At 70.7% G+C, this 21,746-nt stretch carries 25 protein-coding genes; 12 read left to right on the top strand and 13 right to left on the bottom strand.

Going from position 1 to position 21,746, the window contains the following annotated elements; genetic code table 11:
- Positions 1-98 precede the first annotated feature (98 nt).
- From EV186_RS06475 to EV186_RS06460, 4 genes are all read left to right on the top strand, one after another.
- Positions 99-716, top strand: a complete 618-nt coding sequence (locus EV186_RS06475; RefSeq protein WP_133848112.1) for a SigE family RNA polymerase sigma factor — start codon at positions 99-101, stop codon at positions 714-716.
- A gap of 61 nt (positions 717-777) precedes the next feature.
- Complete coding sequence (nagA, locus tag EV186_RS06470) at positions 778-1,932, top strand: N-acetylglucosamine-6-phosphate deacetylase (protein WP_133848111.1); 1,155 nt, start codon at positions 778-780, stop codon at positions 1,930-1,932.
- Positions 1,933-1,942: 10 nt separating this feature from the next.
- The gene (locus tag EV186_RS06465; RefSeq protein WP_133848110.1) at positions 1,943-2,368 is read left to right on the top strand and encodes a hypothetical protein; all 426 of its coding nucleotides are present in this window, start codon (positions 1,943-1,945) and stop codon (positions 2,366-2,368) included.
- 58 nt (positions 2,369-2,426) lie between these two features.
- Positions 2,427-3,068 (top strand): DedA family protein, encoded by a 642-nt coding sequence (locus tag EV186_RS06460; protein WP_133848816.1) that lies wholly within the window; start codon positions 2,427-2,429, stop codon positions 3,066-3,068.
- Between the two features lie 2 nt (positions 3,069-3,070).
- On the opposite strand, the gene EV186_RS06455 is transcribed toward EV186_RS06460, so the two are convergent.
- A complete protein-coding gene (locus tag EV186_RS06455; protein ID WP_133848109.1) occupies positions 3,071-4,462 on the bottom strand; it encodes an FAD-binding oxidoreductase in 1,392 nt (463 codons plus the stop codon).
- 175 nt (positions 4,463-4,637) lie between these two features.
- Here EV186_RS06455 and EV186_RS06450 point away from each other — a divergent pair, with 175 nt between their 5' ends.
- The 3 genes from EV186_RS06450 to EV186_RS06440 all read left to right on the top strand — a co-directional run bounded on the left by EV186_RS06450 (position 4,638) and on the right by EV186_RS06440 (position 8,784).
- Positions 4,638-5,156, top strand: coding sequence for a MarR family winged helix-turn-helix transcriptional regulator (locus EV186_RS06450; RefSeq protein ID WP_133848108.1), 519 nt, complete (start codon positions 4,638-4,640; stop codon positions 5,154-5,156).
- Entirely contained in the window at positions 5,153-7,792 is a 2,640-nt protein-coding gene (locus EV186_RS06445) for an MFS transporter (protein WP_133848107.1), read from the top strand. The genes EV186_RS06450 and EV186_RS06445 overlap by 4 nt, the downstream gene beginning before the upstream one ends.
- An 86-nt stretch (positions 7,793-7,878) precedes the next feature.
- On the top strand, positions 7,879-8,784 hold the full coding sequence (locus EV186_RS06440) for an alpha/beta hydrolase (RefSeq protein ID WP_166659040.1): 906 nt from the start codon (positions 7,879-7,881) through the stop codon (positions 8,782-8,784).
- Here EV186_RS06440 and EV186_RS06435 read toward each other — a convergent pair.
- Entirely contained in the window at positions 8,781-9,578 is a 798-nt protein-coding gene (locus EV186_RS06435) for a patatin-like phospholipase family protein (RefSeq protein WP_133848105.1), read from the bottom strand. The two genes, EV186_RS06440 and EV186_RS06435, sit on opposite strands and share 4 nt — an antisense overlap.
- Before the next feature lie 61 nt (positions 9,579-9,639).
- On the opposite strand from EV186_RS06435, the gene EV186_RS06430 reads away from it, so the two are divergent.
- On the top strand, positions 9,640-10,308 hold the full coding sequence (locus EV186_RS06430) for a DedA family protein (RefSeq protein ID WP_243753843.1): 669 nt from the start codon (positions 9,640-9,642) through the stop codon (positions 10,306-10,308).
- On the opposite strand, the gene EV186_RS06425 is transcribed toward EV186_RS06430, so the two are convergent.
- Positions 10,305-10,766, bottom strand: coding sequence for a MarR family winged helix-turn-helix transcriptional regulator (locus EV186_RS06425; RefSeq protein ID WP_208115488.1), 462 nt, complete (start codon positions 10,764-10,766; stop codon positions 10,305-10,307). The genes EV186_RS06430 and EV186_RS06425 overlap by 4 nt on opposite strands.
- Positions 10,767-10,857: 91 nt before the next feature.
- Between EV186_RS06425 and EV186_RS06420 the strand changes: the two genes are divergently transcribed.
- The 3 genes from EV186_RS06420 to EV186_RS06410 all read left to right on the top strand — a co-directional run bounded on the left by EV186_RS06420 (position 10,858) and on the right by EV186_RS06410 (position 13,608).
- Positions 10,858-11,316, top strand: coding sequence for an SgcJ/EcaC family oxidoreductase (locus EV186_RS06420; RefSeq protein WP_243753842.1), 459 nt, complete (start codon positions 10,858-10,860; stop codon positions 11,314-11,316).
- Complete coding sequence (locus EV186_RS06415; RefSeq protein ID WP_133848103.1) at positions 11,313-12,110, top strand: SDR family NAD(P)-dependent oxidoreductase; 798 nt, start codon at positions 11,313-11,315, stop codon at positions 12,108-12,110. The genes EV186_RS06420 and EV186_RS06415 overlap by 4 nt, the downstream gene beginning before the upstream one ends.
- Positions 12,111-12,177: 67 nt before the next feature.
- Positions 12,178-13,608, top strand: a complete 1,431-nt coding sequence (locus tag EV186_RS06410; protein WP_133848102.1) for a D-glucuronyl C5-epimerase family protein — start codon at positions 12,178-12,180, stop codon at positions 13,606-13,608.
- On the opposite strand, the gene EV186_RS06405 is transcribed toward EV186_RS06410, so the two are convergent.
- Positions 13,605-14,018 (bottom strand): VOC family protein, encoded by a 414-nt coding sequence (locus EV186_RS06405; protein ID WP_133848101.1) that lies wholly within the window; start codon positions 14,016-14,018, stop codon positions 13,605-13,607. The genes EV186_RS06410 and EV186_RS06405 overlap by 4 nt on opposite strands.
- Positions 14,019-14,097: 79 nt before the next feature.
- Complete coding sequence (locus EV186_RS06400) at positions 14,098-14,706, bottom strand: nucleoside/nucleotide kinase family protein (RefSeq protein WP_279538279.1); 609 nt, start codon at positions 14,704-14,706, stop codon at positions 14,098-14,100.
- A 67-nt stretch (positions 14,707-14,773) separates the two neighbouring features.
- Here EV186_RS06400 and EV186_RS06395 point away from each other — a divergent pair, with 67 nt between their 5' ends.
- Complete coding sequence (locus EV186_RS06395) at positions 14,774-15,766, top strand: LacI family DNA-binding transcriptional regulator (protein ID WP_133848813.1); 993 nt, start codon at positions 14,774-14,776, stop codon at positions 15,764-15,766.
- Positions 15,767-15,803: 37 nt separating this feature from the next.
- Here EV186_RS06395 and EV186_RS06390 read toward each other — a convergent pair whose 3' ends face one another.
- The 8 genes from EV186_RS06390 to EV186_RS06355 form a co-directional block, all read right to left on the bottom strand.
- Positions 15,804-16,538 carry an SDR family oxidoreductase gene (locus tag EV186_RS06390; RefSeq protein WP_424982381.1) on the bottom strand — a complete coding sequence of 245 codons (735 nt, stop codon included), beginning with the start codon at positions 16,536-16,538 and terminating at the stop codon, positions 15,804-15,806.
- A gap of 31 nt (positions 16,539-16,569) precedes the next feature.
- Positions 16,570-17,694, bottom strand: coding sequence for a glycoside hydrolase family 76 protein (locus EV186_RS06385; RefSeq protein WP_243753841.1), 1,125 nt, complete (start codon positions 17,692-17,694; stop codon positions 16,570-16,572).
- A gap of 53 nt (positions 17,695-17,747) precedes the next feature.
- Positions 17,748-18,407 (bottom strand): TrmH family RNA methyltransferase, encoded by a 660-nt coding sequence (locus tag EV186_RS06380; protein ID WP_133848098.1) that lies wholly within the window; start codon positions 18,405-18,407, stop codon positions 17,748-17,750.
- Positions 18,404-18,793 carry a DUF2784 domain-containing protein gene (locus tag EV186_RS06375; protein ID WP_133848097.1) on the bottom strand — a complete coding sequence of 130 codons (390 nt, stop codon included), beginning with the start codon at positions 18,791-18,793 and terminating at the stop codon, positions 18,404-18,406. The genes EV186_RS06380 and EV186_RS06375 overlap by 4 nt, the downstream gene beginning before the upstream one ends.
- Positions 18,794-18,918: 125 nt before the next feature.
- Positions 18,919-19,428 carry a LemA family protein gene (locus tag EV186_RS06370; RefSeq protein WP_133848096.1) on the bottom strand — a complete coding sequence of 170 codons (510 nt, stop codon included), beginning with the start codon at positions 19,426-19,428 and terminating at the stop codon, positions 18,919-18,921.
- A gap of 28 nt (positions 19,429-19,456) precedes the next feature.
- On the bottom strand, positions 19,457-20,023 hold the full coding sequence (gene pyrE / locus EV186_RS06365) for an orotate phosphoribosyltransferase (protein ID WP_133848095.1): 567 nt from the start codon (positions 20,021-20,023) through the stop codon (positions 19,457-19,459).
- A 47-nt stretch (positions 20,024-20,070) separates the two neighbouring features.
- Entirely contained in the window at positions 20,071-20,847 is a 777-nt protein-coding gene (locus EV186_RS06360) for an SDR family NAD(P)-dependent oxidoreductase (protein WP_133848094.1), read from the bottom strand.
- Between the two features lie 43 nt (positions 20,848-20,890).
- Positions 20,891-21,571, bottom strand: coding sequence for a type III secretion system chaperone family protein (locus EV186_RS06355; protein WP_133848093.1), 681 nt, complete (start codon positions 21,569-21,571; stop codon positions 20,891-20,893).
- Positions 21,572-21,746 lie beyond the last annotated feature (175 nt).

Raw genomic sequence — 21,746 nt, 5'->3', positions numbered from 1 at the left:
CGATGCTACCGACGCTCGTCGAAGTCGTGACCTGTTGCCGACCGTGTCCCACGGCCAAGAGCCATATGCCTCTTTCACCGCCCGGTAGGGTTTTTCCTGTGGCAGGGGAACGCAATGACGGCAGACCGCCCGCGTCCGGCGAGGCGACGGCGGAACGCAGCGTCGAGCAGACGCTGACGCGGCTGCGCGCCATCGATACGCCGGTGGCTCCCGGGCAACCCGCGCAGGAGACACCACTCACCCTCGAAGACCTCTACCGCACCCACCGGATGCGGTTGGTGCGGTTGGCGTTGCTGCTGGTCGACGAGCCGGCGACGGCCGAGGACGTGGTGCAGGAGGCGTTCACCGGCCTGCACCGGAACTGGGGCAACCTGCGCGACGCGGCCGCCGCCGTCGGTTACCTGCGCACCGCGGTCGTCAACGGTTCGCGCAGCGTGCTGCGCCGGCGCAAGACCGCACGCGAGTACAACCCGCCGCACGCGGTCAACGCCCGGTCGGCGGAGAGCCTGGCGATGCTCACCGCGGAACACCAGTCCGTGGTGCGGGCGTTGTCGCAGCTCCCGCCGCGCCAGCGCGAGGTGCTGGTGCTGCGCTACTACGGCAACCTCACCGAGGCGGAGATCGCCGAAGCGGCCGGGATTTCCAAGGGCACCGTGAAGTCCACGGCGAGCCGAGCGCTCGAGGCGTTGCAGCGGGTGATGAACACGCCTGGCTGATCGCCTCACGTGGTTCAGACCAATACTATGAAATGGTCTGGACGAATCGAGGTGTGCGCGCATGGCGGAGCTGCTGATCGCAGGCGGCCGGGTGGTGACCGGTTCCGAGGTGCTCGACCCGGGCTGGATCCGGGTCGTCGACGGGACGATCGCCGAGGTCGGCGCGGGTGCGGCACCCGCCGGTGAACACGAGGTGGTGGACGCCAAGGGCCGCTGGGTCGTGCCCGGGTTCGTCGACATCCACTGCCACGGCGGTGGCGGCGCGGCGTTCACCGCGGCCGACCGCGAGTCGGTCGAGCGGGGCGTTGCCGCCCACCGCGCCCACGGCACCACCACGTTGCTGGCGAGCCTCGTCTCCCGGCCGATTCCCGAACTGGCCGGTCAGGTGCGTGCGCTCACCGAGTTCGTCAGCGCGGGCCTGATCGACGGCATCCACCTCGAAGGCCCGTTCCTGTCCGCCGCCCGCTGCGGCGCGCACGACCCGGCGGTCCTGCAGGACCCCGACCTGGACTCGGTGCGCACCCTGCTCGACGCGGGCGCGGTCCGCATGGTCACCATCGCGCCGGAACGCGACCACGCGATCGACGCCGTCCGGCTGCTCGTCGACCGGGGCGTGATCGCCGCCGTCGGCCACACCGACGCGACGTTCGACCAGGTCATGCCCGCCGTCGAGGCCGGGGCGACGGTCGCGACGCACCTGTTCAACGGCATGCGCCCGCTGCACCACCGCGAACCCGGCCCGATCGGCGCGCTGCTCGACGACGAGCGGATCACCGTCGAGCTGATCTGCGACCTGGTCCACCTGCACCCGGCCGTCGTGCGGATGGCCACGCGGCACGCGGGCACCGGCCGGACCGTGCTCATCACCGACGCGATCGCGGCCGCCGCCGCGGGCGACGGGACCTACCACATCGGCAACCTCGAAGTGCACGTCAAGAACGGTGTGCCGACGCTGGCCGGGGCGAGCGGGTCGCTGGCCGGCAGCACGCTGACCATGGACGTGGCGTTCCGCAACCTCGTGCGCGCGTGCGGGGTGGACATCGTGACCGCCGCGCACGCGGCCGCCACGCGCCCGGCCGCGGTGCTCGGCCTCGCCGACAAGACCGGTGCGATCGCGCCGGGCCTGGCCGCGGACCTGGTTCTGCTCGACGAGGACCTGCGCCTTGAGGCCGTGCTGCGCCGGGGCGAGTGGGTCAAGGACGCGTTGCCGGGCTAACGTCGAGCCCGTGAGCTCGGCGGACGATCCGGAGAAGCTGCTGGCCGAGGCGTTGCGCGCCCAGGCGGCGAGCACGCCGCTGCCCGACAAGCCGCTGCCCGGCAAACCGCTGCCGGTCAAGGAGCCCGAGACCGAGACCGTCAAGAATGCCGAGGACCCAGTCGTCGAGGACTCCGCCGTCGAGGACCCCCTCGACGAACACCCCATCGACGAACACCGGGTGCAGGTCAGCGGGTACGGGTTGCTGTCGGGCAGCCAGCACCTCGGCTACACCCGGCCCGACGACACCGAACAGGTCGATCCGGCGCGGGGGCGGGCCGGGCAGACGGCCACGCTGCGGTCGCACCGGCAGGTCGACGTGGGTGTGATCCTCTTGCTCGCCCTGGTGCTCGGACTGGCCGCCGGAGCCGTGGTCGGCTTGGTGACCTTGCTCTGACCACCTGTACCTTGAGGGCGTGACGCTCGCGATTGCCGCCGCCCAGACGGTCTACTCCATGTCGATCCTGCCGCAGTGGCTGGACCCGGAGGTCATCGTCCGGTGGCTCGGCGCCGCGGTCGTGCCCGGCGTGTGCTTCATCATCTTCGCCGAGTGCGGCCTGCTGGTCGGCTTCTTCCTGCCGGGTGACTCCCTGCTGTTCACCGCCGGCTTGTTCGCCGCCCACGGCGCGATCGCCACGCCGATCTGGCTGATCTGCGTGCTGACGTCCATCTGTGCGTTCCTGGGCAACGTGTCCGGGTACTACATCGGGTACAAGTCCGGGCCGGTGCTGTTCGACAAACCGGATTCCAAGCTGTTCAAGCGCGAGTACGTCGAGAAGACCCACGAGTTCTTCGAGCGCTACGGCGCCCGCGCGATCATCATGGCCCGCTTCGTGCCGATCGTGCGCACCTTCATCACCGCGTTCGCCGGCGTCGGCCGGATGGACAAGCGGAAGTTCTTCACCTACTCGGCGATCGGCGCCGTGTTGTGGGCGGCGGGCGTGACGATCCTGGGCGCGCTGCTCGGCCAGATCGCGTTCGTGCGCGAGCACATCGACCTGATCGCGATCCTGATCGTGCTGATCTCGGTGATCCCGATCGGGATCGAGTACCTGCGCAGCCGCAAGGCCAAGCAGCGCGAGGCAACCCGCGGCTGAGTTCAGACGCTGAACATCGAGCCCGGGTTGAACAGGTTGCCCGGGTCGAGGGCCTTCTTGATCTCGCGGTGCACGCGCATGCCCACCTCGCCCAGTTCGCGGGCCAGCCACTCCTGCTTGATCTTGCCGACGCCGTGTTCGCCGGTGATCGTGCCGCCCAGGGACAGCCCGAGCGCCAGGATGGCGGCGAAAGCCTTGTGCGCCAACGCCACCTGCTCCGCCGACGACGCGTCGTAGACGATCGTCGGGTGCATGTTGCCGTCGCCCGCGTGGCCGACGACGGCGACCGTGAGGCCGACCTCGGCGGCGATCCGCTCGCAGCCGCCGATGAGGTCCACGATCTTCGTGCGTGGCACACACACGTCGTCGGTCATCCAGTCGCCGTGCTCCTCCAACGCCATCAGCACCGCGCGGCGCGCCTTCAACAACATGCCGCCCTCGGCCGCGTCGAACGTCGTGTGCACGAGGTCCGCACCCGCGTCGGTGCAGATCTGTTCCAGGGCGGCGAGTTCGCGCCGGGCCACCTCGCCGCCGGAGTCGGACTGGCACAGCAGCAACGCCCCGGCGCCCTTGCCGGCGCCGAGTTCGGTCTTCAGGTAGGTCTCGACGACGGCGATCGACGTCGCGTCCATGATCTCCATCAGCGACGGCACCAGGCCCTCGCGCACGACCCGCGTCACCGCCACGCCTGCGGCCGAGGCGGCGGGGAACGCGGCGACCATCGTGCCCGGCGCCTGCGGGATCGGCTTCAGCGCGAGCGTCGCCGACGTGATCACGCCCAGCGTGCCCTCGCTGCCGACGAACAGCTTGGTGAGGTCGTACCCGGCCACGCCCTTGACCGTGCGGCGGCCGGTGCGCAGCAGCGAGCCGTCGGCCAGGACCACTTCGAGGCCCAGCACGGAATCGCTGGTCACGCCGTACTTCACGCAGCACAGCCCACCCGCGTTGGTGGCCAGGTTGCCGCCGATCGTGCACCAGTCGTAGCTGGCCGGGTCGGGCGGGTAGAACAGCCCGTTCTTCTCCACGGCGTTGCGCAGGTCGAGGTTGACCACGCCCGGCTGCACCACCGCGAGCCGGTTGTCCTGGTCGATCTCGACGATCTCGTTCAGCTTCGTGGTCACCAGCACCACGCAGTCGTCGATCGCGTTCGCCGCACCGGAAAGGCCGCTGCCCGCACCCCGCGGCACGATCGGCACGCCCGCGTCGGCACACGCGCGCACGACCTCCTGCACCTGCTCCACCGAAGCGGGCAGCACCACGGCGAGCGGCGAACCGTGCGGCGCGAGCGGCATCATGTCCCGCTGGTAGGCGGACGTGACGTCCGGATCGGTGAGGACGGCGGCAGGCCCGAGCGCCGCGACGAGGCGGTCGATCACGGCTGGAGTCTCACTCATCCAGACCACCGTAGACCGTGTTGGTGGCCATGCTCCGCGCTCCGGGCGATGACGGTGTAGCACGGCACACACGAATCCAACTTGCAATCTTGGACCCAGAAGAACATGCTTGGTATAGGCAACTAGTTGTACCTGCCAAATAAGACATTCAACGCGTGCATCAGGGTGGCGAACCATGGTGGAACCAGCCGCGCCCGCCGCCGCGCCGGCGGCCGACCGGGGTGACTTCGAGGTGGCCGACCAGCTCGGCCGCGAGCTCGTGCGCTTCGTCCGGCTGATCAACTACTTCAAGACCCACGTGAACAAGCCCACCACCAAGGGCGTCGAAGGTTCGGCGTACCCCTTGCTGGGCAGTCTGGTCTTCGACGGGCCGCGGCGGATGACCGCGCTCGCCGAGGCCGTCCACTCCGACCCGTCGACGGTGTCCCGCCAGATCAGCTCGCTGGTCTCGAGCGGGCTCGTCGAACGCCAGGCGGACCCCGTGGACGGCCGGGCGTGCCTGCTCGCCGCGACCGCACAGGGTCATGAGCTGTTCGACGAACTGCGCCGCAGGCGCACCGAGCACCTCGCCGCGTTGCTGTCGGAGTGGGACCGCGACGACCAGCTCCGCCTCGTGGAGTTGTTCGGCCGCCTCAACACCGACATCGAGAGCTACCAGCCCGAGCCGAGCACAACCGAGGGGGATGTTCGATGAGTCAATCGGACACTGCAGCAGCACCACCGCAGACCGGCGAAGAGGGTCATTACACCCTCACCCACAAGCAGATCCTGGTGATCCTCTCCGGGCTGCTGATGGGCATGTTCCTCGCCGCGCTCGACCAGACCATCGTCGGTACGGCGATCCGCACGATCGCCGACGACCTCAAGGGTTACGACGAGCAGGCCTGGGCGACCACGGCCTACCTGATCACCGCGACGATCTCCACGCCGCTCTACGGCAAGCTCTCCGACATCTACGGACGCAAGCCGTTCTTCATCACGGCGATCTCGATCTTCCTGATCGGCTCGCTGGCCTGCACGTTCTCCCAGTCGATGTTGCAGCTGGCGATCTTCCGCGCCCTGCAGGGCCTCGGCGCCGGTGGCCTGATGTCGCTGGCCCTGACCATCGTCGGCGACATCGTGCCGCCGCGTGAGCGGGCCAAGTACCAGGGTTACTTCCTCGCGGTGTGGGGCACGTCGAGCGTGCTCGGCCCGGTGCTCGGCGGCTTCTTCGCCGGGCAGACCGACCTGCTGGGCATCGACGGCTGGCGCTGGGTGTTCCTGGTGAACGTCCCGATCGGCGCCGTCGCGCTGTTCGTGGTGACCAAGGTGCTCAACGTCCCGCACGAGCGCCACGACCACCGCATCGACTACTGGGGCGCGATCACCCTGGCCATCGGCCTGGTGCCGTTGCTGCTGGTCGCCGAGCAGGGTCGCGACTGGGGCTGGGCCTCGAACCGGTCCCTGCTCTGCTACGGCATCGGCGCCGTCGGGTTGATCCTGTTCATCCTCGCCGAGGTGCGGATGAAGGACGAGGCGCTGATCCCGTTGCGCCTGTTCAAGAACTCGACGTTCAGCATCGCCATCGTGGTCGGCACGATCATCGGTGTCGGCATGTTCGGCGGCATCGTCATGGTCCCGCAGTACCTGCAGGTGGTGCACGGCGTCACGCCGACCGAGTCCGGTCTGATGATGTTGCCGATGATGCTCGGCATCATGGCCGGGTCGATCAGCTCCGGTCAGATCACGTCGAAGACGGGGCGCTACAAGATCTTCCCGGTGATCGGCACGTTCGTGATCGTCGGCGGGTTGCTGCTGTTCAGCACCGTCACCGCGGACACGCCGCTGTGGCAGCCGCTGGTCTTCATGGGGATCTTCGGCTACGGCCTGGGCAACTGCATGCAGACCCTGGTGATCGCCGCGCAGAACGCGGTGCCATTCCGGGACATGGGCGTGGCGACGGCGTCGTCGACGTTCTTCCGCCAGATCGGCGGCACGCTGGGTGTCGCGGTGTTCCTGTCGGTGCTGTTCAGCAGCATCCCGGGCAAGCTGCAGGACTCCTACGCCGAGGCGGCGAAGGACCCGGCCTACGTGCAGACGGTCAGCAACCCGGCCGTGCAGCAGGACCCGGCCAACGCCGACTACTTCAAGCTGCTCAAGGGTGGCGGCGGCGACCTGTCGGACACGTCGTTCCTGTCGCACACCAACGCGACCCTGGCGCACCCGTTCAAGGACGGCTTCACCGATGCGATCGACGTCGTCTTCATCATCGGTGCCGCCGTGGTCGCCCTGGCCTTCCTGTTCAGCATCTTCATGAAGGAGATCCCGCTGCGCACCGGCAAGCCCGGCGCGGCGGCGGCCGAGGGCGCCGCCCCGCCACCGGCCCCGGAACCCGAGCCGGTCACGCCCGAGGACGAGCTGAGCCGGTTCGCCGACTTCGACCTGCTCGACACGCAGAAGTTCGACGAACCGGTGCCGGTCCTGGCCGGCAAGCACGCCCAGGAAGGTGACGGCGCCGACCGCAACGGGCACGGGGCGGCCGTTCCCGAGCTGGTCCCGATGTCGGCGGGCACGCAGCTGACCGGCACCTCGCGGGAGCTCTCCGGCACGGTGCGCCACCGCGACGGTTCCGGCGTCGAGCACGCGGTGCTCACGCTGATCGACCGGACCGGCCACCAGGTGGCGCGGGCCGCCGCCGGTCGCGACGGCAGCTACCGGATGACCGCGCCCGCCGATGGCAGCTACGTGCTGATCGTGTCGGCGGTCGGGCACCGGCCGCAGGCGTCCAGCCTGGTGCTGGGCGGCGGGGCGGTCAGCGCGGACGTGACCCTGGTCGGGTCCGGTGAGGTCGCCGGGACCGTGCGGGATCGCGCGGGCACCCCGGTCGCGCGAGCGACGATCACCCTGGCGGACACCTCCGGTGAGGTCGTCGGGTCGGGCACCAGCGCCAGCGACGGCAGCTTCCGGCTGACCGGGGTCGGCGCGGGGCCGCACACGCTGGTGGTGGACGCGCCGCACACCAAGCCGTATGCCGCGCAGCTGACGGTGCCGGAGTCGGGCGTGGTCCGCCACGACGTCGAGGTGCTGCCGGGCGCGCAGGTGTCCGGGGTCGCGCGCAACGAAGCGGGCAATCCGGTCGCGGATGCGCGGATCACCGTGCTGGACGCCAACGGGAACGTCGTCACGGTGACCGCCACCGACGAGACCGGACGGTATGTCGTACCGGACCTCGCTGACGGTGAGTACACGGTGATCGCGAGCGGATACGCCCCGACGGCCCAGCGGTTGCAACTCACTGGGGGACACCAGGTTTCACATGATGTGGTGCTTGGGTACCAACCCTGGAAGTAGGTAATTCTGCCCGCCCACAACCACTTGCCCGGTGGTTGTGGGCGGGTAGCCTGCTACCAATGGGTAGCCCGGTTCGTGTCCCTGCCATGCCGAGCGCCGCGAGCGAGCGGCTGGCCAAAGAATTCCGCACATACATCCGTCCGGTAGCGGACGGGTGGCAGGCGTGCGGCCAGGAATTGCGCGTCGTGCGGCAGATGACCGACGCGTTCGCCATGCGCGGGCTCCCGCGCGGGGCGAAGGTGTGGAACGCCCGCTACGGGAGCATCCGCGGGCAGTGGGTCGCGGCTCGCAACGCCAACGCCGGCAACGGCGTGCTGCTGCAGCTGCACGGCGGCGGCTTCGTCATCGGCTCGCACCGGTCGCACCGCAACTGGGCGTACCTGCTGTCGTGGCAGACCGGCAGGCCCGTGTTCCTGCCGCACTACCGCCGGGCGCCCGAGCACCCCTTCCCCGCGGCGGCGGACGATTGCCTTGCCGCGTACCGGTTGTTGATCGACCGCGGCCTCGCACCGGCCCGGATCGGCCTGGTCGGCGACGCGGCCGGGGCCCACCTGGCGGTGTCCGTGCTGGCGGATCTGGCGGCCGTGCGGTTGCCGATGCCCGGGCGGGTGTTGCTGTACAGCCCGTGGCTCGACCTGGAGTGCACGGAGGTCGACGCGCGCGACGCGCAGTGCCCGGACCCGGTCCTGTCACCCTCATCGCTGCGCCAGTGCAGACGGGCGTACCTGGGTTTGGCCGACGCCAACCACCCCCGATTACGGGTGCTGGACGCGGACATGTCCTCGTGGCCGCCGGTGCTGATCCAGGTGGGTGGGACCGAGTTGTTGCTGGGTGACGCGCAGCGGTTGGCGGCGTCGTTGGTGTTGGCCGGAGTGCCGTGTGATTTGCAGGTGTGGCCTGGTCAGGTCCACGGGTTCGCCGCGTTCGTCGGCTTGATCCCGGAGGCGACCGAGGCCCTGCGGTCTGCTGGAGCCTGGTTCCGGGCCGGCTAGGCCCAGAGTTGCCGGACCGAACCCACGAGCTGGGCGGCCTGCGCGCGCCCGGCCTTGGCGGCACCCGGCCGGGTCGACGGGTCGAGGGCGTTCACGCCGATCGCTTCCTGCGACGCCTCGTCCGGGGTGATCAGCAGGCCGTTGGGCACCGTGACGCCGGGCTCGACGATGGGCGCGATGACCAGCACGGTGTCGTAGCCGTCGGCCAGGTCGAGGTTGGTGAACGAGCGGACCCCACCGTCGACGTAGCGCCGGTCGCCGATGGTCACCGGCGGCCAGATGCCGGGTACCGCGCAGCTCGCCGCGACCGCGTCCACCAGGCCGACTCCACTGGCCTTGTCGAAGATCCGTTCCGCGCCCGACTCGGCATCCACGGCGACGATGCGCAAGGGCGCCTCCGGCCAGTCGTGCGACGGCAGGCGCCACTCGATCACGGCGCGCCTGCGCTGCTCGGGCACCGTCTTCGCGGCCAGCGCGAAGGCGCCGACGCGGGCGCGGTGCGCCGCCGAGTACGGCTCGACGTCGTCACCCAGGTCGGTCATCATCGCGATGAGCTCGGTGGTGTCGACCTCGACGCTGATCTCGCCGTGGTGCTCGTCGAGCTGGCGGGCGTACAGGTCCTCGACCGGCGTGCCGCTGGTGAGCTGCGCGCCGACCGTCGACCCGGCCGACGTGCCGATCAGCACATCGGCGTCGCGCACGTCGACACCTTCGGCGTACAGCCCCGCGACCACGCCGGTGGTCCACGCGATGCCGGCGACCCCGCCACCACCGAGCACAAGAGCACGGGTCACGCGGTCCCCCTCGCAGGTCCGGCCGAACGGCTCGCTGACGTTCACCACGTAGGCTACCTACGTGACGACCCTGCAATCTGAATCGAGCACCCTCGCCTTGGGTGGGCTCGAGCAGGCGGGGCCGCTCATGGTCTGGGTGATCGTGCTCGGCATGGTCTTCCTGGAGTGCTCGTTCATCGTCGGGCTGTTCCTGCCGGGCGATTCCCTGTTGTTCACCGCGGGTGTCGTGCTCGCCGCGGGCGACCACGTCGGGCACACGATCACGTTGTCCGTCGCCGCGACCCTCGTCGCCATCGTGGGCAACATGGTCGGCTACTACATCGGGCGCAAGACCGGGCACGCCCTCATCGCGCGGCGGGGCGGACGTGTGCTCACCGTCGACCACCTGCGCCGGGCCCAGGACTTCCTCGACCGGCGTGGGTTCTGGGCGGTCGTGCTGGCCCGGTGGATCCCGTGGATCCGGACGCTGGCACCGATGATCGCCGGCGCGGCCAAGATGGACTCGCGCCGCTACCTCGTCGCCACCTCCGTCGGCGCGGTGATGTGGGTGCCGACGCTGGTGCTGCTCGGCTACTTCGGCGCCGGGCTGGTCAACGGCATGCCGTGGCTGAAGACCGCGGCCCTGGTCGGGTCGATCGCGTTCTTCGTGGCGGGCACCGTTTACGGCGTGTGGCGCTACCGCCAGGAGATGCGCAAGCCCGAGGAACGCCTCGAGCCCGCGGGCGACTAACCAGCACCGCCGCGCCGCGCGCCGCGGCCTTTCCCGGCCGAGCGGCGGATCTCCTCCGACGCCTCGCGGTAGGCGGGCGCCGCGTGGGCGAAGTAGTCGAACAACACCTCTTGCTGCTCGGGCGTGTACCGGGCGATGACCTCGGCGATGTGACGCCGGGCCGGGCCGACGATCGCCTCGACGCCGCTCACGGCGTCCGGAACCGGTTCGACGACCACCTTGCGGCGGTCGGCCGGGTCGGCGCCGCGGCGGACGTAGCCCGCGCGTTCCAGCCGGTCGATCAGGCGGGTCGTGGCCCCGGTGGTCAGTCCCGTGCGGACCGACAGCTCACCGGAGGTCAGTGAGCCCTCCAGGTCGAGCAGGCTGAGCGCGTACCACTCGGAAGCGTGCAGGCCCGCGGCCTCGGCGGCGGCGAGACCGTGCAGCCCGACGGCGTCCAGGTACCGGCGAAAGATCACATGTCGCTCCGGCGGACTTGCCAAGGGAAACCTCCTCTGCTTAATATCTGCACATATGCAGATACTGCTCTGATGCAGACAACCTTAACGGATGGGGACCGAAATGATCGACACCGACCGCACCGCCGCCGTGACCGCGGTCATCGACTCGCTCGCCGAGGCGTGGGGCCGCGGCGACGCCGACGCGTACGGCGCCCACTTCACCGAGGACGCCACCTACGTCACCTTCGTCGGCACCCGCTACCAGGGCCGGCAGGACATCGCCGACAGCCACCGGGCGCTGTTCGCCACGTTCCTCAAGGGCACCGGGCTGGCCCACGAGGTGCTCGACGTGCGTTTCCTCGGCACCGACGTCGCGGTGCTGACCAGCCGGGGCGACACCGTCAAGGGCAAGCGGCCCAAGAAGCTGACCAAGGTCCAGACCTACACCCTCGTCCGCGAGGACGGCCGCTGGCTGGTCGCCGCCTTCCACAACACCCAGCACAAGGCGTTGATGGAGGGCATCTCGTTCCGGTTCGCGCCGCAGACCAAGCCGAAGGCGCAGCAGTGACCCCGGCGAAGCGGGCGCTGGTGACGGGGGCCAGCGCCGGGATCGGCCGCGCGTTCGCGGCCGCACTGGCCGCGGCGGGCTACACGGTGACCGCCGTGGCCCGCCGGGCGGACCGGCTCGCGGAGCTCCTGTCGGAGATGGGGCCGGGACACGACCACCTGGTCGCCGATCTGTCCACTGCGGACGGTGTGCGGGCCACGACAGACCTTCTGACCCGCGAGCACTACACCGTTCTGGTCAACAACGCCGGGACCGCCGTGCACGGGGACTTCGCGGCGACACCGCTGGACGACTCGCTCGCCGTGCTCGACCTCAACTGCCGCGCGGTCGTCGCGTTGGCCCACGCCTTCCTCGCGGGCGCCGAACCCGGCGCGGCACTGGTCAACGTCTCGTCGACCCTCGGCCACACGCCGAAACCGGGGATGAGCGTCTACAGCGCCACCAAGGCGTTCGTGACGTCGTTCTCCGAATCGCTGTGGCACGAACAGAAAGCGCGCGGGGTCCACGTGTTCGCGCTGTGCCCCGGCGTCACCGCGACCGAGTCGCAGCAGGCGGACGACGTGCCGTCCTGGCTGGTGCAGACGCCGCAGGAGGTGGTGGCCCACGCAATCGACGCGCTGGCGCACCGCAAGGGCCCGACCGTGGTGTCCGGCCGGCGCAACGCGGTGCTGACGACCGTGACGCGGCTGTTGCCCAGGACCGCCGCCCTGGCCCTGCTTGGGGCGGATCGGGAGCCGGCACACCGGAAGGGCGCCTCGAGCGAATCCGCGCTGATCACGCCCCCGAATCGGTAACGCCCACCACCCCGGCCCCGATTCGTCCGATACGGCCGTGGCCGGAATTTCGTTCAGGGGGATACCGATGCGCCGGTTCGTGGGCTCCACGCTGCTCACCGTTGTCCTGGCGGGCACCTTCGCCATGCCTGCGTTCGCTGCACCCGCCGCGCCGCTCGTGCGGGCGAGCATCGGCGGGTACCCGCAGTACACAGGGATGGTCGCCCACGTCCCGATCGGCGAACGCGCGTACGACCTCAGCACCGTCACGCCGGTCGAGGGCTACGGCCTCGTCGACTCGACCGGGGTGCGGATGGTCTCCGTGGGCGGCAAGCTGCACAACCAGCCCGTGTCGCAAGGCGCCTACGCCGTGGAGAACCTCAACTCCTACCGGTTGACCGGCGACTCCGCATACCTCGACATCGCCGTGCGCAACGCGCAGCGCCTGATCGACATCCACGTCGTGTCCGACGGCGCCTGGTACTACCCCTACGACTACGACCGGGTCGTGGTCGGCAGCACGTCGGGAACGCTGCACGCGCCCTGGTACTCGGGCATGGCGCAGGGCCGGGCGCTCACCGCGTTCGTGCGGCTCTACCAGGCGACGGGCGAGGAGAAGTGGCGCGCTGCCGCGGACGCGACCTTCACCAGCATGCGCCAGGCACCGCAGGGCACCGCCCCGTACGCGGTGCACCTCGACGCGAGCCACCGCTTGTGGCTCGAGGAGTACCCGCGCTACCCCGTCGCCGACAGCGAGAAGGTGCTCAACGGCCACATCGCCGCGTTGTTCGGCCTCTTCGACTACTGGCAGCTGACCGGCAACGCCACGGCGTTGAGCCTCATCCGCGGCGCGGTCGAGACGGTGCGGCTGACGGCGATGCCGGAATTCCGCCGGATCGGCGCCTCGAGCCGGTACTCGTTGCAGCACAACACCCCGGCGGGCGCCTACCACCAGCTGCACGTCCAGCAACTGCTCGGTTTGCTGACCTACACCCACGACCCGGGCTTCGCCGCCGCCGCGGCCGCGTACCGCGGCGACTACCCGCGACCCGACATCACCGGGACCGTGCAGGCAACGACCCGGACGACCACGATCTACCAGGTCGACTCGTCGGGCGCCATCGTCGGGTCGAAGCGGGTGTCGTTCACCCGCTGGACCCAGGCCCCGATCGACCGCAGGCAGCGGCTGAGCGGCGGGCCCATCGCGTTGCACGTCTCCGGCGGGCCGTTCAAGAACTGGTGGTTCCCCGAGAGCTTCGGGAGCACGTGGGCGCTCGGCGCGGTCGACGCCCACCCCTACACCCCGCCGCTGACTGTCTACATGGGACCGGGGAGCTACTCGGCCTACCGGCTGGACGCGAGCGGTCGTGTCGTGGGCTCGCGGACCGTCCGGTTCACGGCGACGACGAGCGCGCCCACGAAGCTGAGCGCGATCATCCAGGGCAGGGCCGCCTGGTACTTCGAGGGCGGCGCCTACGCGGGCTACTGGCTACCGATGCAGCGCGGCGTGCACCTCTAGTCCTTCTTCGCCTGGGCCCACAGGACGAGCTGGATGCCGTCGGGGTCGCGCAGGGCGATGACCTGCGTGCCCGGGGCGGTCAGCTCCTCGGTGACCGGGGAGAACGTCACGCCGAACTCCGAAAGCCTGCTCGCCCACTCCTCCAGCGACTCCGCCGCGACCTCGAACGTCAGGTGGTCCAGGCCGGGCCTGGACTCGTCGAACTCGGCGCGTTCGGCGTTCGGGTGCTGCACGAGGGTGAGGACCAGGGCGAGCCCGTCGCCGCGTAAGAAGACCTTGCGCACCGCGTGTTCGCCCTCGTCGACGCGGCCGATGGTGGTGAACCCGAGAACGCGCTCGTACCAGGGCGCACTGCGGTCCACGTCGGTCACGGTGAGCGCCACGTGGTGGACGCCGATCAACGCGGGCATGGCCTTCCTCCGGGTGCGCCGAACGGGTGTCGGTCGCTGGGCCATCCTGCCCCACGGCGCCGGCAATGCGGTGCCGTCGTTACGGGATCTTGTGCAGGACGAGATCCGCCCTGGCCCTCGTCCCGGCCACGAGCTCGGCGTTGCGTTGGTCGCTGCCCAAGGCGTGGACGCGGGCCTGCGCCGGGCTCTCGCCGAACGACCGGTGCCGCGCGATCAGCCACGCCACCCGCTCGCCGTCGTCCGGGTCGAGGTACCAGACCTCGTCGAGCAGCGGCCGGATCGCGGCCCACGGTGCGGTGTCGAGCAGCAGGTAGTTGCCCTCGGTGATGACCAACCGGGCGTCCCGCGGGACCGGGATCGCCCCGGCGACCGGCTCGTCGAGGTCGCGGTCGAACTCCGGCGCGTAGACCGTCGGCTCGTCCTGGGCGCGCAGCCGGCGCAGCAGGTGCACGTAGCCGTGGGCGTCGAACGTGTCGGGCGCGCCCTTGCGCGCGCGGCGGCCGAGCCGGTCCAGTTCGGCGTTGGCCAGGTGGAAGCCGTCCATGGGCACGGTGATCGCGGGCGTCCGCGCGGCCAGGCGCGCCGCCAGGGTCGACTTGCCCGCGCCCGGCGGCCCGCAGATGCCGACGATCCGCCTACCGCCGCCCATACCAGCAACGCGTTCGAGCAACTTGGTGACGGTGTGCACGGACGCAGTCTGCCGCACCCGATATGGTTGCCTGGGCACTGCTGAGCTTGGAGAACCCGTGGCCACCATGCACGATGTAGCCGCGTTGGCAGGGGTGTCCATCACCACGGTGTCGCACGTGATCAACGAGACCCGCTCGGTCGCACCGGCGACGCGGCAGCGGGTGCTCGACGCGATCGACGCCACCGGTTACACCGGCAACGCGATCGCGCGCTCGTTGGTCACCGGCGGCACGAAGTCGCTTGGTGTCGCGATGCCGGTGATGGCCAACCCGTACTTCGCGGAACTGATCCACGCCATCGAGAGCGAGGCGTCGGCGTCCGGGTACACGGTCGTCCTCGGTGACACGCTGGACGAGGCGGAGACGTCTCGCGTCACCGTCCGCACGCTGCACGCCCGGCGCGTCGACGGCGTGTTGCTGACGCCGTCACCGGGCGACTCGGATGCGCTCGAAGCGTTGGCGCGCGCCGGTATCCCGACCGTCCTGGTCGACCGGATCTCGCACAAGACGAAGCTCGACCAGGTCGGCCCGGAGAACATCCAGTCGACGTCGGCGCTGGTCAGCCACCTGGCCGGGCTCGGGCACCAGCGCATCGGCTTCATCAGCGGCGCGGACTGGATCACGGCCAACGAGGAGCGGACGCTGGGCTACCGGCTCGGCCTGGGCCGGGCCGGGCTGCGGTTTGACTCGTCCCTGGTGGCCTCCGGCGGGGCCTCGGCCGAGTCGGCGACGCTGGCGTTGCGGCGGCTGCTGGCCATGGACCCGCGCCCGACGGCGGTGGTGACGGGCAACTGCACGATGACCGCCGGGGTGATCAAGGAAGCGCGTGCGCACGGGCTGCGCATCGGCGTAGACCTGGCGGTGGTCGGCCACGACGAGACCGAGTGGTCCGAACTGGTCGACCCGCCGCTGACGACGATGGCGCACCCGGTCGAGGACATCGGCCGGCGCGCCGTGCAGCTGCTGGTGTCGCGGATCAAGGACCCGGAGCGGGCGCCGGAGATCTGCCACCTGGCGCCGGTGCTGGTGCACCGCCAGAGCTGCGGCTGCCACCCGTAGCGGCGGGCCGGAAGGCGACTGGGGAGGGTCGGAGGGGTCAGCGGCCGCCGCTGATGGGGAGGACGGCGCCGACCACGAAGGAGGCCGCGGGCGAGAGCAGCCACGCGATGCCTTCCGCGATCTCCTCGGGTTGGCCCGCTCGACCGAGCGGGATCGTCGCGGCGACGCGTTGCGGGCGGTCCGGTGCGCCGGCCGCCGCGTGCAGGTCGGTCTCGACGGTGCCGGGCGCCACGGCGTTGACGCGGATGCCCTCACCGGCCACTTCCTGGGCCAGTCCCCAGGTCAGCGACTCCACCGCCGCCTTCGACGCGGCGTAGTGCACCCACTCGCCCGGTGAGCCCCGCCCGGCGGCGGTCGAGGAGACCATGACGATCGAGCCACCGGAGCCGCCGTACCGCGTCGACATGCGGCGCACCGCTTCCCGCGCGCACAGGAACGCGCCCGTCACGTTCACGTCCAGCACGCGCCGCACGGTCTCGACCGACTGCTCGTCCAGCCGGGCCAGCCGATCACCGGTGATCCCGGCGTTGCCGACCAGACCCGTCAACGGGCCCAATTCCGTTGCGGCATCGAACATCCGCGTCACATCGCGCTCGGCCGAGACGTCGCCCTGGACGGCCACCGCCTGCCCGCCGACGGCGCGCACATCGGCGACCACCGAGCGCGCGGCGTCCACATCGGACGCGTAGTTGACCACGACGCCGTACCCGCGCGCACCCAGCAACCGGCACACGGCCGCGCCGATGCCCCGGCTGCCCCCAGTCACGACCACACTGTTCACGACCGCACTGTTCACCAGGCGATCATGCCCGTTCGAGCAGCGCCGCCGCTTCCAGCACCATCCAGCCGCCGACCTGGACGGACATGTCGCGTTCCGGTTTGCGCTCGCCCGCCGAGCGCGGTGCCACCGCGGGCTTCGACCAGTCGGGGCCGAACAACGGCCCACCCGGGCCCGCGGCCCGGTTGCGCCATGCGGCTTCCGCCGACGAGTAGACCAGCCGGCTCGCCGCCCCACCCGCCGTGCGGCCGAGCCGCGGCGCCGCGAACGCCAGGTACCGCGCCAGGATCGCGGCGAACAAGCCGCCGTCGCCACCGCCCTGGCCGTTGATCACGCCGTCGGTCGTCACGCCGCTGATCACGGCGGAGACCGTGCGTTCGGCCAGGTCCAGCCATGGCCCGGACCGCTCGTCGTCGGCCAGCTCCACGCACGCGCCGAGGAAGACGCCCTGGCAGTAGGTGTAGACCAGCCGCACGACGTCACGCACGGAACCGTCCGGGTTGATGTACAAGCCGTCCCACAGCAGGCCGCTGCGCGGGTCGGCCAGCCGCTCTTCCATCCACTCGACCGTCGCGCGTGCCCGTTGCAGGTCCGTGCGCTGCCCCGTCACCCGGGCCAGCCGGGCCAGCAGGATCGCGGCCGGCCCGTTCGCGGGCACGTTCTTGAACGAGTCCCGCCTGCGCCACCAGATGCCGCCACCCGCGTGGTCGGTCCAGCCCTCCCGCAGCTGCTTCGCGATCGCGTCCAGTGCGCCCGGCACGGGGATGCCCAGCTGCTGCTCGGCACGCATCAGGGCCAGGCCCATCCACGCGATGTCGTCGTAGTAGTCGTTGGTCCACCAGCCGAGGTTGCGCACCTTGATGCCCCGGATCAGCCGCTCGACCAGGTGCTGGCGGGTCGGCGTCGGCGCCCGCAGCTGCGCGTCGACCAGGCAGTCCAGCAGGTGCGCCTGCCACCAGTAGTTCCAGCGCAGGTTCAGCCGTTGCCCGAGGGTGGGCGGCCAGCCGGCCCGGCCGAGCGCGGTGCGGGGCAGAGCCCAGGCGCGGTGGACGTGCCGGCTCAGCACGGCGAGTTCGGCGACGCCCGCGCGGGAAGCCCACAGCGGTGGATGCCCGGTGGCGTCCGCGGCCCGGCCCGCGCTCCTGCTCACCTCTCAATGGTGGGTGCTGAATCGTTCACGGTGAAGCACCCAGCCCGGTGATGTCACCAGGCCGAGTGAAGGTCGGCGTGTTGTCGCACCCAAGCGTGCATGACTATGCCTGCGGCCACGCCCGCGTTGATCGACCGCGTGGAACCGAACTGCGCGATCGACACGGAGAAGATCGCCAGGTCCCGAGCCTCGGCGCCGAGGCCCGGTCCTTCCTGCCCGAACACGAACAACGCCTTGCGCGGCAGGTCGGCGGTCTCGACCGGGATCGAGCCGGGGACGTTGTCCACGCCGATCACGCTCAGTTCGTGCTCACGAGCGAATGCGGCAAGCGAGGCGAGGTCCGGGTGGTGGTGCAGGTGCTGGTAGCGGTCGGTGACCATGGCGCCGCGCCGGTTCCAGCGCTTGCGCCCGACGATGTGCACCGCCTGCGCCGCGAACGCGTTGGCCGTGCGGACCACCGTGCCGATGTTGTGGTCGTGCTGGAAGTTCTCGATGGCGACGTGGAAGTCGTGCCTGCGCAGGTCGAGGTCGGCGACGATCGCGTCCCGGCGCCAGTAGCGGTAGTGGTCGACGACGTTGCGGCGGTCGCCGTGTTCGAGCAACTCGGGGTCGTAGCGCGGGTCGTCCGGCCACGGACCGGGCCACGGGCCGACGCCGACCGGTTCGCCCGCCACCCACTCGGTCGGGCCCGGCTCGTCTTCTTCGGAGCTCACCCGGCGATTGGTACCCCATCGCGGGGCGCCTCGTCGCGGCGGTGCCGGTAGTGCACGTACGCCCCGACGTAGGACACGATCACCACGATCAACCCGAGGATGCCGACGACCGGCGTGTACTCGGCCGGGAACAGGTGCCCGTAGATGTAGTAGGCGTTGAAGCCGCTCGGCAGGTCGGACAGACCCTGCTGGTTGCGGAAGTAGTTCTCCAGCTCGGTGAGCGGGCAGTTCAGCGGCAGCACGTTCACCGCGACGCCCCAAGCCGCGAAGAAGACGTGCACGAAGATCGACTTCGGCCAGCGCCACGCCAGGAATCCGCCGAGGCCGATGTAGAGGAGCGCGAGGAAGTGCAAAGCGACCGTTGCGTGCGCCAGCGTGCCAGCCATCCCCGCCCCCTCCACGGTTTCAAGGTCAACGGTACCCCCGCTGCTACCAGCACACCTTGCCGAAAAGTAACGATGCGAAACATCCAGGCAAGAAATGTCACACAAGGTCAGGACTTGCTGACCGGTCAGGGATAGAGCTGCGACTGGGGGTGTTTGCCCTTCCCGAGCCTGGCCGGGAACGCGCTGAACCGCGCGTTGTAGGCGTGCGCCATCGCGTTGTACGCCTGGACGCCGGCCGCAATCCGGTGCTCGCTCTCGCCGAGCTGCCAGCGCAGCATCCGGAAGCCGTTGTCGGCCACGAGGTCGGGGTGGGCTTGGGCCGCCTGGAAGAACCCGCCGAGCGCACGGGTCAGCCGGGCTTCAGCGGCGCTTTGCGCCACCGGCCCCGAGCCCCGCGCGGCGACCGCGTGGGCACGGGCCCGCAGCAGCTCTTCCTGGTCGAACCGGCCGCGGGCCACGTCCAGCAGCCGGCCGGCCGTGTCCTGGCGCCGCACCAGTTCGGCGTGCACCTGGCGCCAGGCCTGCTCGACGGCCTCGTACCGCTTGGCGAAGCTTCGCCGCAGCAGCGCGAACGCGATCGTGGCGAGCAGAACGACGACGACCGCACCGATGATCACCAGTCCGGTCGGGCCCATGAGGCCGCAGGTTACCGAACGATCGTTTTCAGGCGAGGCCGATGTCGGTGAGGTCGAGCAGGGCGCGGTAGGCCAGACCGCGGGCTTCGATGGCCTCACGGGCGCCGGTCGCGCGGTCGACGACGGTGGCCACCCCGACGACCTCGGCACCGGCCTCCTGCAACGCGTCCACCGCGGTCAGGACGCTGCCACCCGTGGTGGACGTGTCCTCGACGGCGAGCACGCGCTGCCCGGCCACCTCGATGCCCTCGATGCGCCGCTGCATGCCGTGTTCCTTGGTGGCCTTGCGGACCACGAAGGTGTCGAGCACCGCACCCTCGCCGGTGGCGGCGTGCATCATCGCGTAGGCCACCGGATCGGCGCCGAGGGTGAGCCCGCCGACGGCGACGTAGGACCAGTCGGCCGTGAGCTGGCGCAGCAGTTTGCCGATGAGCGGGGCGGCCGCGTGGTGCAGGGTCGCGCGGCGCATGTCGATGTAGTAGTCGGCTTCCTTGCCCGACGCGAGGGTCACCTTGCCGTGCACGACAGCGAGTTCGCTGACCAGCCTGGCGAGTTCCGACTTGGCTTGCTGATCGACCGCAGTGGTAGTCCGCACGGACCAGCAGTCTGGCACACCGCGGGCCGCCGACCAGGCGACACGCGTCACGTGCGGCCGCGTCCCATCCTGTTGGACACCGCGCGCAGGATCCCCGGCGGGATCAGCCGGCCGAGCACGACGACGGCCTTCCACTGCGGACCGGGCACCGACACGGCGCGGCCCTTGCGCAGGTCGTCGAGGCAGTCGCGGGCCACCCGGTCGGCGTCGAGCCACATGAACTCGGGGATCTTCGCCATCTCCGGGTCCTTGGCGCGGGCGTGGAACTCGGTGTGGGTGAAGCCGGGGCAGAGCGCGAGCACGCGGACGCCGGTGCCCGCGACCGTGGCGCCGAGCCCTTCGGACAATGCGGTCACGTAGGCCTTGCTCGCGCCGTAGGTCGCGCCGGTGCCGGGGAAGAACCCGGCGACGCTGGACACGTTGACCACCGCGCCGTGCTTGCGGGCGATCATGCCCGGCAACGCGGCCCGGGTCAGCCGGAGCACGGAGACGACGTTGACGTCGAGCTGCTCCTGCAGGCGCTGCATCGAGGTCTCGGTGAACGCGCCGTACGTGCCGAAGCCGGCGTTGTTGACCAGCAGCTCGATCGGCTTGCTGTCGTCGGCCAGGCGCTCTTCGACGTCGGCGCGGCCCTTTGCGGTGGAGAGGTCCGCGGCGAGGGTCGAGGCCTCGATCGCGTGCTTGGCCGTGAGCTCCTCGGCGACCTCGGTCAGCCGCTGCTGCGTGCGGGCGACCAGGACCAGGTCGAAACCCTGCTCGGCCAGGGCGCGGGCGAAGGCGGCGCCGATGCCGGCGGTCGCGCCGGTGACGAGTGCGGTTGGCATGCACCCAACCTATCGGTGCTGGATGGTCGCGCTCCGCCAGCGATCACTCGGCTGGTTGCTGCCCCTGGTCGCCGACCGGGTCGGTCTCGGCGTCGAAGGGGTCGAGCACGTCGGCGACCTCGCCGATGCCGCGCAGCAGCCGCTCCAGGCGCGACGGGCCGGCGTTGGTCGGCGCGCTGGCCAGCACCCAGTCGCTCTCCAGCCAGACGACGGTGACGTCACCGCCGATCTCCTCGGAGGCGTCGACCAGGTCGGGCGTGATCAGCGCGCGCGCCGCGGCCATGTCGGAGACGAACGCGTACCGCTGGCCGACCGGGCCCAGCAGCTCGGGCATGTGCTCGCGCTGGAACGGCATGCTCGGCAGCCAGAGCTCGACGACGACGGCGTGCTTGCGGCGCAGCTGGACCGCGGCGATCACCGCGGGCCGCTTGCCGTTGACGTCGAGGTCGAAGACGTAGACCCGGCGCCGGCCGTCGGCGGTGAACGTGGAGCCGGCGACCACGTCGACGGCGTTGCCCTTGCCGTAGTACGCGATGGCGCCGCTGTTCCAGGTGGCGACGAGCTCCGGGTCGGCCTCGGCGAACTGCCAGCCGCGAAGGGCGGCCCACCGGCGGCGTTCGCGGTCACGGGAGTTCGAGCGGGACCGGTCGCGCAGCAACAACGCCGCACCGGCCACCGCCGCCACGACGGCGATCACGAACCAGACCCACGCCGGGATGCCCACGAAGGGTGACTGTAGTCCGCCAGGTCACCCGATCAAGATCACGGCCGGGGTGGCGCGGTGTCGGTTTGAGTTGCTTCGCGCCGATCTGGGCCGACCGGACCCGCTCAGGCCTCGGGTTGTTCCAGGCGTGCGAAGACCCGGCCACCAGGAGCGGCGGCCGGGTCTCGCGGGTGAT

Source organism: Labedaea rhizosphaerae (assembly GCF_004362825.1).
GTDB classification, from domain to species: Bacteria; Actinomycetota; Actinomycetes; order Mycobacteriales; family Pseudonocardiaceae; genus Labedaea; species Labedaea rhizosphaerae.
The sequence above is the reverse complement of the archived record's forward strand: the minus strand, read 5'-3'. Positions and strand labels throughout refer to the sequence as shown.